Below are 5,920 nucleotides of genomic sequence, written 5' to 3'. Positions count from 1 at the left end.
TACCGGTAGCGAGTCTGCCCGATGACTGACCCGCTAGTTCTCATTAGGCACGTCGGAAACTTGCCAGCGAAGCCGGTATCAAGGTATCCTCGGCGCAGGCGATGAAGCTCGCCGCAACCGCCTCACCTGGGCTGATGGCTTCTACCGCGGGAACGACACGGTAGAGGCAGGTGTGATACATGGCGGTTCTCGTCACTTCCTTGTGGTGTCTCGCTGCTCGACGCGGCGACGACGTGTCTGCTGATGGCAGTCCCGCACGAGCTGGCCTAACCGGCTCGCTCTGAAGCGATTCCGCACGTCATTGCGACAACTGTGAGGGAGGGTTTTCCATGTCATTCGTCACCACCAATCCAGAGGCGCTGGCGTCGGCGGCCGGCGCTTTGCAGGGTATCGGCGCGGCGCTGAACGACCAGAACGCGGCCGCCGCCGCCCCAACTACCGGGGTGATCCCCGCGGCCGCCGACGAAGTCTCGGCGCTGACCGCGGCCCTGTTCGCCGCACACGCGCAGATGTATCAGGCGGTCAGCGCCCAGGCCGCGGCGATCCACGAGATGTTCGTCAACGCGCTGGGAATCAGCGCCGGCTCGTATGCGGCGACCGAGGCCGCCAACACGATCGCGACTGGCTAACCGCAAAGGAGCTGCGTTGCCATGGATTTCGCGCTGCTACCGCCGGAGATCAACTCCGGCAGAATGTATGCCGGTCCCGGCTCCGGGCCGATGCTGGCCGCTGCGGCGGCCTGGGATGGGTTGGCCGCCGAACTGCATTCCACCGCCGCCGCTTACGGTTCGGTGGTCTGCGGCCTGACCGGCGGGCCGTGGCTGGGCCCCGCGGCGGCGGCGATGGCCGCCGCGGCCGAACCCTATCTGGCGTGGCTGACCGCCACTGCCACGCAGGCCGAACAGACCGCGAGCCAGGCCCGAGCGGCCGCCGCCGCCTACGAGGCCGCATTCGCGATGACGGTGCCCCCGCCGGTGATCGCGGCCAACCGTAGCCTGCTGGCGGCGCTGATCGCCACCAACTTTTTGGGCCAGAACACCCCGGCGATCGCGGCCACCGAGGCCCACTACGGCGAAATGTGGGCCCAAGACGCCACCGCGATGTACGGCTATGCCGGCCACTCAGCGTCGGCAGCGACGTTGACGCCGTTCACTGCGCCGACGGCCACCACCGCTCCGGCCGGGGTGGCGGGCCAGGCCGCCGCCGTCGCCCACGCCGTCGGCGCATCGGCGGGCACCCAGGCCTCGACGATCATGTCGGCGGTCCCGCAGGCGCTACAGGGCCTCGCGGCGCCCACGGCCGTGACTTCGGCCCTGGCCCCGACATCGGTGATTACCGCGATAGCCGCCACTGCGGCATCTGCCGACATTCCCGCCGCCAGCGGCGCCTTGGCGGCGTCGACCACCAGCGCGTCCGCCTCGTTCACCTCGGCCAGCTACTCGGCGACGGCGATAGCTTTCAACGAGAACACAGAGGTACTCGACGTCGCCCAAGGGATAATCCGCGGCGGCGTGATCGCCCCGGTCGACAGGTTAGGGTCGGCGGCCTTAGGTGCGCTGGGGACCGGTACAGGCCCTCCGGTCCGCGCGGGTGTGGGCCAGGCAGCCTCGATCGGCGCGTTGTCGGTGCCGCAGAGCTGGGCCGTGGCCGCTCCGGCGACCAGGCTTACCGCGGCGGCATTACCGAGCGCGGCGCCGGCCGCGGTGACCGCTACCTCCGAGAACCTGTTGAGCGATATGGCCCTCGCGGGAATGGCCGGGCGTGCTCTCGGCGGTACGGTCGGCGTGGCCCGCCCGGATCGAGGTCGCGCGATCACGAGTCGCGACCACGCCCGGCCACCGCAGAGGTCGTCGGCCGGTGGCGGCCCGGTGACCGGAATCGCTTCCGAACTGCGCGCACTCGCGCAACTCCGTGACTCCGGAGTTTTGACCGACGAGGAATTCACCAAGCTCAAACAACGGATTGTTTGATCCTGCAACGTCAAACCGAAGGGAGGCAGCACATGGTCAGGATTGCCGCACTCGCCGCCGGACTCGCCATCACCACGGTTTTGGCCGCTACGCCGGCAGTAGCCAGCGAGTCGGGATACCTCATCCGGCTGGAAAGGGCCAACATCACCATCATCTCTCCCGAGGACGCGCTACATTGGGGCACCGCCGCATGCGATTCGTTACGTGCCGGCGCACCACCGGCCGAGACGATCTCTATGCTTCGAAACGTTGCCGGCTTCAGGCCTCGCCATGCCGGGCAGTTACTCGGGGCGGCTGTCGCCGAACTGTGCCCCGACCAGTATCAGGACGTGATGGATTGGGCACACGCCCAGATCGGCAGGTAGGCGTGGTTTGCTTCACCAGCGTTCTTTCCCCCCATCCGGACCCGAACGTCGGCGCAGACACCGCACCGGGTTGCTTTCCCGATCTGCACCTGGACGAAATCGTTACCGCGGTGATTGCCGGCTACCCGAACGAAGGTGTCGAAGCCTTCTTCTACGCGCCGCCACGTGACCTGGCCACTATCGATCACCGCCAGCAAGTATTTCGGGATTTGGACTGCGACCGCACGCGTCGGGCAATCCAGGTCTTCGTCGACGATATGCGCACGATGCGGCGCTATCTGGACCGTGCCGAAAATGTGTGGCATCCCCTGCAACGGCAGGGCTGGCTCCTCGAGGCGGTCAAAATCTATTGCGACGCCGTGGCACGGCTAGACGAGGATTTAGCCAACTTCCCGCCGGCTTCCGGTGGGCTACGCGGATTCGCCGACTTTGTTTCCCACTATGTCGACAGCGACACCTTTCGAAGGCTGGTCGGCCAGACCGATGCCGTGCATACCGCGTTGCGTGAGGTCCGCTACACCGTGCATATCCAGGGCCTTGCGGTGCATGTCGAGAAGTTCGACGGCCAAGCCGACTACAGCAGTGAGATCGTGGCGACATTCGAGCGGTTCGCAATCGAGGAAAGTAAGGACTATCGCGTTCCGATTCCCGATCACCCCGACATGAACCACGTCGAGGAGCAAATCCTTGAGTGCGTCGCCAAGCTTTATCCGGAAACATTCGAGCTGCTGGCCACCTTCAGCGGCCGAAACCGAGATTTCCTCGATCCCACCATCGCCCGATTCGATCACGAAATCCGGTTCTACCTGTCCTACCTGGCCTTCGTCAGCCGTTTGCGGGTGGCCGGCCTGACCTTCAGCTATCCGGAAGTCACCACCGAGCCCGGCGCGGTTTCCGTTGACGGCGCCTTCGATCTGGCGCTGGCAGTCAAATCAATCGGCGAGGACAAGGTCGTCGTCTCCAATGACTTCGAGTTATTCGAGGCCGAGCGGATTTTCGTGGTGACCGGTCCCAACCAGGGCGGCAAGACGACATATGCCAGGATGATCGGCCAATGTGCCTACCTTGCCTCGCTGGGCTGCCCGGTGCCCGCCAGGCGAGCCAGGCTGACGTTGCCCGACCACATCTATACCCATTTCGAGCGGCAGGAATCGCTGTCGACGCTGCGCGGCAAGCTCGACGAAGAACTGGTACGAATTCACGACATCCTGTCGCGCGCCACCGACGCCAGCATCATCATCATGAACGAGAGCTTCTCGTCGACCACCCTCGACGATGCGCTGCTGATTGGCACCGAGATCCTGCAGCGCATCATCAAGCTGGGCTGTGTCGCGGTCTACGTCAGCTTCCTCGACGAGTTGGCCGGCCTCGATCCCGTATGCGTCAGCATGGTCGGCGAAGTCGAACCGGACGACCCGACCCGGCGGACATTCAAATTCACCCGCCGCCCCGCAGACGGTCTGGCCTACGCCACGGCGTTAGCGGACAAATACGGCCTCGACCACGACACGCTGCGACGCAGGATCAGCCGATGAGAGTTCGTCTGTTGCACCCCGACCACGACCCCGACCTGCAGCCGGTACTGCCATGGTGGCTTCGCGATCTCATCGATGACGATCTCGAGTTGCCGCGGCTCTACAACACCATGGCAGCAGGTGACGAATTTCTGCTCGAGACCGCCAAGAAAGTAATACAGCTGCCCATCACCGATCCTGACGTCATCGTCTACCGCCAACACGTGCTGGCCGACTGCCTGGCCAATCGCTCTGTGGTGCAACAGATGTACAACATCGCGGTGGACGCGGCCGAAGTGCGGCGCAAGGTTTTCCTGGGCGGGTTGATGTCTAAAAATCCGGAGTCGATCCTGCGCCGCTCTGTTCGGATCCTCGAACTGCTCGTCGCGAACCTCAGGCAGTTACGCAGCCTGTGCGACGAGCACGCCGGGCGGTTCCGGTCGGCCGGCTTTCGGCAGCTTGCGGCGATGGTCGCCGAACAACTGTCTGACGACTACCTGAGCCGGCTTGACGAACATCTCAGCGAATTAAAGCTGCCGCGTGGGGTTCTGCTCAGCGCGCAGCTGGGGCCGGGTAACAAGGGCCGCCGGCATCTCTTCCACCAGACGCCGCGTCGCAGCTGGTGGGAAAAGCTGACCGGATATCACGGCGACACATGCGGATTCGTCGTCGACGATCGCGACCAGGCGGGCACCCAGGCGCTGGCCGAGTTGGCCGGACGCGCCATCAACGACGTCGCGAACACCCTCACCCAGTCCGCGGACCATGTCCAAGGATTCTTCGGCCGGCTGCGCACCGAACTCGCGTTCTACCTCGGGTGCCTCAACCTGCGCGACGCGCTCATCGCGTTCGATGTGCCGACGTGTTTTCCGGTCCCCGCCCCGATCGACGAAATCCAGTTCGAGTGTCGTGGCCTGCGCGACGTGGCGCTGTGCCTGACCACCCTCAGACAGGTCGTCGGCAACGACGTCGACGCCGACGGCAAATCGCTGATCGTGATCACCGGCGCCAACGAGGGCGGCAAGTCGACATTCCTGCGCAGCGTGGGCACGGCGCAGGTGATGATGCAAGCCGGCATGTTCGTCACCGCGGAATCGTTTCGTGCCGGCGTGCGGGACGGCGTGTTCACGCATTTCAAGCGGGAAGAAGACGCCACGCTGACGCACGGCAAGTTGGACGAAGAACTTGCCCGCATGAGCCACATCGCCGACCACATCGGGCCGGCGTCATTGCTGTTGTGCAATGAATCTTTCGCCGCGACCAACGAGCGCGAGGGGTCGCAAATCGCGCGCGGCGTCGTGGCGGCTATGGTCGAAAGCGGGGTCAAGGTCGTGTTCGTCACGCATCTCTACGATTTCGCCCACAGCCGGTACGCCCGCCACGACCCGGCCGACTTGTTTCTGCGGGCGCAGCGTCGTCCCGACGGCACGCGCACGTTCCGACTGTTACCTGCAGAACCCACGCCGACGAGCTATGGCGAAGACTCGTTCCGCCGGGTCTTCGGCATCCCCGCCCACCCGGAAAACGAGTCTGTCCGGCCCGGTTGACGTCTCAGCCGATCGGCGCTTGCCCTCGGCGTGCCGCGGGCTGCAGCATCCCGGATGCGGTGACTGCGAGCAACATCCACACTGCTGCATAACCGAAAGCCAGCGTAGGAGAAACCACCGTGTACAGCACTCCCACCACGGCGGTCGCCACCAGGTCGCCGGTTGCCTGTACTGCGCCCAGGACGCCGAATCCGCTCCCGCGAAGCCGATCGGGCAGCAACTGGGCGATCCCCGCCGATTGTGTCGGCTCGGCAAGCCCGATGCCCGCACCAGCCGCCGCGAAGCCGAGCGCTATGACGACCGGGTTGTGCGCCCCGACGGCAAACACCCCGTAGGCGATCACGTATACCGCTGCACCGGTCGTAAATACCACGCGCGGCCCGCTACGGTCGTACCAGCGCCCGGCGACCAGCGATGCGACTGCCGCGACGACGTTGTGACCCGCATAGATCAGGATCGCCAGCGAGGTCGCCGCACTCACCGAGCGCTGCGGCGAACCCAGCAACTGTGTGGCGCGAAGTATC

At 65.2% G+C, this 5,920-nt stretch carries 6 protein-coding genes and 1 riboswitch; of the genes, 5 read left to right on the top strand and 1 reads right to left on the bottom strand.

What is annotated here, in order from left to right:
- Nucleotides 1–88 precede the first annotated feature (88 nt).
- Nucleotides 89–151: riboswitch (Fluoride riboswitch) on the top strand.
- Nucleotides 152–329: 178 nt separating this feature from the next.
- Genes F6Q13_RS16620 through F6Q13_RS16600 form a run of 5 tightly spaced genes read left to right on the top strand, consistent with a single transcriptional unit; the run spans nucleotide 330 to nucleotide 5,396 of the window.
- Nucleotides 330–629 carry a PE family protein gene (locus F6Q13_RS16620; RefSeq protein ID WP_293058881.1) on the top strand — a complete coding sequence of 100 codons (300 nt, stop codon included), beginning with the start codon at nucleotides 330–332 and terminating at the stop codon, nucleotides 627–629.
- Nucleotides 630–650: 21 nt separating this feature from the next.
- Nucleotides 651–1,970 carry a PPE domain-containing protein gene (locus F6Q13_RS16615; RefSeq protein WP_293058878.1) on the top strand — a complete coding sequence of 440 codons (1,320 nt, stop codon included), beginning with the start codon at nucleotides 651–653 and terminating at the stop codon, nucleotides 1,968–1,970.
- A 32-nt stretch (nucleotides 1,971–2,002) separates the two neighbouring features.
- Nucleotides 2,003–2,335 carry a DUF732 domain-containing protein gene (locus tag F6Q13_RS16610; RefSeq protein ID WP_293058875.1) on the top strand — a complete coding sequence of 111 codons (333 nt, stop codon included), beginning with the start codon at nucleotides 2,003–2,005 and terminating at the stop codon, nucleotides 2,333–2,335.
- A gap of 2 nt (nucleotides 2,336–2,337) precedes the next feature.
- The gene (locus tag F6Q13_RS16605) at nucleotides 2,338–3,870 is read left to right on the top strand and encodes a DNA mismatch repair protein MutS (protein ID WP_293058872.1); all 1,533 of its coding nucleotides are present in this window, start codon (nucleotides 2,338–2,340) and stop codon (nucleotides 3,868–3,870) included.
- On the top strand, nucleotides 3,867–5,396 hold the full coding sequence (locus F6Q13_RS16600; protein ID WP_293058869.1) for a DNA mismatch repair protein: 1,530 nt from the start codon (nucleotides 3,867–3,869) through the stop codon (nucleotides 5,394–5,396). The genes F6Q13_RS16605 and F6Q13_RS16600 overlap by 4 nt, the downstream gene beginning before the upstream one ends.
- A gap of 4 nt (nucleotides 5,397–5,400) precedes the next feature.
- On the opposite strand, the gene F6Q13_RS16595 is transcribed toward F6Q13_RS16600, so the two are convergent.
- Nucleotides 5,401–5,920, bottom strand: a 520-nt coding sequence (locus F6Q13_RS16595; protein ID WP_293058866.1) for an MFS transporter, incomplete at its 5' end; no start/stop codon positions are given.

Origin of the sequence: Mycobacterium sp. (assembly GCF_008709575.1) — a bacterium.
GTDB lineage: Bacteria > Actinomycetota > Actinomycetes > Mycobacteriales > Mycobacteriaceae > Mycobacterium.
This window is presented reverse-complemented; position numbering and strand designations above follow the sequence as displayed.